The sequence below is a fragment of the Actinomadura sp. KC345 genome (assembly GCF_004348515.1).
In the GTDB taxonomy this organism is placed as follows: Bacteria; Actinomycetota; Actinomycetes; order Streptosporangiales; family Streptosporangiaceae; genus Spirillospora.
On sequence record NZ_SMKH01000507.1, the window covers coordinates 1 to 2836 of the forward strand.

2 protein-coding genes and 1 pseudogene are annotated in these 2836 nt (G+C 71.9%); all 3 read left to right on the plus strand.

Annotated elements, in window-relative coordinates:
* Positions 1-442, plus strand: a pseudogene (locus E1281_RS40975) (hypothetical protein); the annotation flags it as partial.
* On the plus strand, positions 439-2652 hold the full coding sequence (locus tag E1281_RS38920) for a UvrD-helicase domain-containing protein (protein WP_131884702.1): 2214 nt from the start codon (positions 439-441) through the stop codon (positions 2650-2652). The pseudogene E1281_RS40975 and the gene E1281_RS38920, both read left to right, overlap by 4 nt.
* On the plus strand, positions 2649-2836 hold a 188-nt coding region (locus E1281_RS40980; protein WP_347813341.1), incomplete at its 3' end, for a protein kinase. The genes E1281_RS38920 and E1281_RS40980, both read left to right, overlap by 4 nt.

The following is a 2836-nucleotide window of genomic DNA, read 5'->3' on the forward strand; positions in this document are numbered from 1 at the left end:
CACCCGGCTCGACCCGCACCCGGCCACCACGCCGCCCCCGGATACGAAGCCGCTTCCGGCGCACACCAGGCCGCTACCGGCCGATACTCCGCCGCCCCCGGGCGCCGAGGCTCCCCCGCACGCGGGCACGGCCGCGCCGGACCCCGCCTGGGCCGAAGCGCTCGACCTGCTCGACCCGGACGAGCCCCGCCTCGCCGACCTCGCGCGCTGCCTGATGGCGCACGGCGTCCCCGCCCCCGAGGTCGGCTACGAGCTGGGCGAACAGGCATGGCAGGCCGAACTGGCCTGGCCGGACGCCCGGGTCGCCGTCGTCCTCGCGGGCAACGACGACGAGGCCACCGGCCGCTACCACGCCTACGCCCAGGCCGGCTGGGAGACCCGCGCGGCGGCCTGGTGGGACTGCGACGAACTGGCGGAACGAATCAAGGCGGCGAACCCATGACCACGCAGGGCGAGGCCACGCTGCGGCTGCTCGACAAGGCCGACAAGGAGATCCAGAAGCTGCCGCGCGTCGTCAAAGGCGCGATCTACGAGTTCCAGCACCACTTCCGCAAGAACCCCGACGCGCGGGGCCTGCGGCTCAAGCGGCTCCAGGGCCACACCCGGCTCCACTCCGCCCGGATCAACGCCGAGTACCGGGCGCTGCTGCTGCACGCCGGCGACCGCGACTACATCCTCGTCGCCGTCAGGCACCGCAAGGACGTCTACGACAACCTCGACCGCTACCAGTACAAGATCAACGATGTGACGGGCGCTATCGAGTTCGTCGACCTCGTCAGCGTCGAGGAGAACGTCTCCACGCCCCGCGCCGTGCCCGCGCCACCGCCGGTCGCGGCGAAGCCCGAGCCCGCGGAAGCGGGCGCGCCCACATCGCTGTTCGGCGGCCTCACCGATGACCAGCTCCTGCAGCTCGGCGTCGCCGCCGTCCTGCTTCCCCTGATCAGGAAGATCACCACCGAGGAGGAGTTGCTCGGCCTCACCGAACTCGCCCCGGCGCTCACCGAGGAAGTGCTCCTCGAACTGTACTTCGGCAAGACGTTCGACGAGGTCCTCGACAAGATCACCGCGCCGGTCCAGGCCGAGGACGACGTCGACGCCGACGACTACGCGACCGCCCTCGGCCGCCCCGCGACCCGCGTCACCACGTCCGACACCGAACTGCAGGCCGTTCTCGAAGACGACTTCGGCCGCTGGAAGGTCTTCCTGCACCCCGGCCAGCGCAAGCTCGTCGAACGCGGCAACAAGGGCTCCGCCCGCGTCAGCGGCGGCCCCGGCACCGGCAAGACCATCGTCGCGCTGCACCGTGTCAAACACCTCGCCGACCGGCTCCCGCCCGGCGGCAAGCCCATCCTTCTCACCACCTACAACAAGAACCTCGCCGCCGACCTCCGCAAGCGCCTCCTCGAACTCGGCGGCCCCGAAACCGTGTCCCGCGTCGAGATCGTCAACATCGACAAGCTCGCCGCCGACGTCGTCGCCCGCGCCGAACCCGGCGGCAAGCGCCGCTGGATCGACGACGCCAAGGCCGTCCAGGAATGGCGCGCCCTCCTCCTCGAACTCGACGAGACCGGCTGGGACCCCGAGTTCCTCCACGCCGAATGGACCCACGTCATCCTCGGCATGGCGGGCAACTCCCGCGCCGACTACTTCCGCACCCGCCGCCCCGGACGCGGACGCAGCATCGGCCGCGCCCAGCGCGCCGAGATCTGGCGGCTAGTCGAGAAGTTCCGGCTCCGCCTCGACGAGAAGAACCTGTGGACGTACCGGCAGGTCGCCGAACACGCCGCCCGCCTCGAACAGGAACGCGCCGAGAAGATGCGCCGCCACCGGGAAGGCGGCCTCAACCTCCACCGCGAGGACGCCTCGGTCGCCCGGATGCGCCCGCGCTACTCCCACATCGTCGTGGACGAGGCACAGGACCTCGCCGCCGCGCACTGGAAGATGCTCCGCGCCATGGTCCCCGAAGGACCCGACGACATCTTCCTCGTCGGCGACGTCCACCAGCGGCTCTACGACAACCACGTCTCGCTGAGCGTCCTCGGCATCAACATCCGCGGGCGGCGCTCGTCGCGCCTCACGCTCAGCTACCGCACCACCCACGAGATCCTCGGCTCCGCCGTCCGGCTCCTCGGCGAAGAGCCATGGGACGACCTCGACGGCGAGACCGGCGAACTCAGCGGCTACCGCTCCGTCCTGCGCGGCTCCCGGCCCGTCCTGCACGGCGCCGCGACCTGGGAGGACGAGCAGGATTACATCGCCGCCCGGGTCAGCGAACTCATCGACGGGCCCTCGCCGTCCATCGCGATCGGCGTCCCGGAACGCGCCATGGTCGCCGAGATGGAGGCCCGCCTCGCCCGCGCCGGCATCGCCGCCTCCATCGGCCCAGACGGGCCCCGCGCCGACGACGTCGTCCACGTCGGCACCATGCACCGCTTCAAGGGGCTCGAATACCAGCACGTGATCGTCGCCGGGGTCTCCGACGGGCTCGTCCCGCAGGCGTACCTGCGCAAATGGGAGCAGTCCGACCCGGCCCGGTACCGGCGGGAACTCCAGCGCGCCCGCTCCCTGCTGTTCGTCGCCGCGACCCGCGCCCGCGACACCCTCCACATCACCTGGCACGGCGACCCCAGCCCGTTCCTGGGGGACCGGTGAAGATCGGCGACCGCTACGCGCGCGGCAACCCCCTCGGCATCGGCGGCATGGGCGAGATCTGGGAGGGCACCGACGACCGCCTCAACCGCCAGGTCGCCATCAAGGTCATCCGCCCCGACCGGTCCGCGGCCCGCCGCCGCTTCTACCGGGAGGCCCGCATCCTCGCCCGCCTCCGCCACCCCGG